The organism is Bombella intestini (assembly GCF_002003665.1).
Taxonomy (GTDB): domain Bacteria; phylum Pseudomonadota; class Alphaproteobacteria; order Acetobacterales; family Acetobacteraceae; genus Bombella; species Bombella intestini.
Genome location: NZ_JATM01000012.1, coordinates 1 through 1,402 on the forward strand (window position 1 = coordinate 1; position 1,402 = coordinate 1,402).

1 protein-coding gene is annotated in these 1,402 nt (G+C 56.4%); it reads right to left on the bottom strand.

Features of this window, described 5'->3' with window-relative positions; translation table 11 throughout:
• A partial coding sequence (locus tag AL01_RS09275) for a hemagglutinin repeat-containing protein (RefSeq protein ID WP_193791546.1) occupies positions 1–1,019 on the bottom strand: 1,019 nt, incomplete at its 3' end.
• Positions 1,020–1,402 lie beyond the last annotated feature (383 nt).

Below are 1,402 nucleotides of genomic sequence, written 5' to 3' on the forward strand. Positions count from 1 at the left end.
ATCATGCCGCTCCCGGCACCCGCCTGGAAGCCCACACTCTGGCTCTTCCATGCAGAACTGTTCTCAAGACTGTGCGCCTCCAGACTGCCCGTATTGAAGTGGTTCTTCTCACGGGACGCCGTGCTGGAGATCACCCCTGCTGTCAGGTTCGTATTGCCCGCAACGTCAATACCAATGCCCTGATCACCCGCATACAGGCCGGAAAGCACCTTCCCCGTCGACGCAAAATGATCCGTTGTCTTCTGGTTCTGATAGCTCGCAGAGACACTGCCTGTGGATGCGCCATAAAGCGGTATCTTCACCCCAGCCGTCGCCTGCATGAAAGTACTGCGATAATCTGACGTGTTCTGCGGGCTGGTGATCTCAAGCTCCGCAGCCTTCACGTCAATCCGGGGCGCATTGACCTCCGCCCCCTTCAGCGTCGTCTTGCCGCCAGACGTCAGGCTGACGTTATTGGTCGCATTCAGGACCGTATCAGCCGCTGTCGCCTGATGGCTCTCCATGTTCGTCCGCTGCATCTGCCCGGAGGCAGACAGGCTGATACCAGCTCCGCTCGTGCCCACACTCGCTTCAACACCAACCGAAAGACCCTTCTGCGTGGTGTGATTCAGGGCACTCTGACGGTTCCAGCCCGCTTCAAGATCAATATTGTTCTTTGCATCAAGACTGATGTCCTTCGCAGCCAGCTGAGCCGCAATGGCACTGATCGACCCGTCATCCGCCAGCCCCGGATGATCGCCACGGGCCACGATGGAAAGCCGGTTGCCCGCCGTGGCCGTACTGTCCAGAACCGTGCTCTGCTCCTGTTCGGAGTGACTTCTGGTCTTCGACATGTCAAACGAGACCGACACGCCGGCAAGAAACCCGCTGCCGCCATTGCTGCCGCCGTCACTTCCCCCACTACTGGAGACCTGCGTGCTGCTGGGCAGACTGGACATTTTGGAAAAGCCGGTATCAACGGCATCACTCAACCCCGTACCCAGCTGATAGGTCCCCTGCATGGCATTGAAGGTCCGCATGCCTCTGCCTTTGGCCTAGCTTGCTGCCAGAGCAGGCTGCACCCTGGATCCAGTGATCATGGCCACATTCCCGGCCTTCAGTGTCAGGTCACCCTTGCCGACACTTATCGTACTAGAGGTCCAGCTCGTCCCATCCCCCGCATCAGTGTCACGGGACTTGCCATAACCGACGGACGTCCGGCTCCCTATGTGAAAGGAAAAATTATATTACAATAAAAAAGCTGAGCTCCTGTTACGGAACTCAGCCTATAGTTTGAAACATAGAATAACACTCAATCACTCTTAAGCGAAAACAGCTTATCATAAGGCAAGTCCACACCAAACCCCACGCCATGCTCATCAAAAATACGTCCTAGTTCTTCACGGAAACCAGGAACAACCCT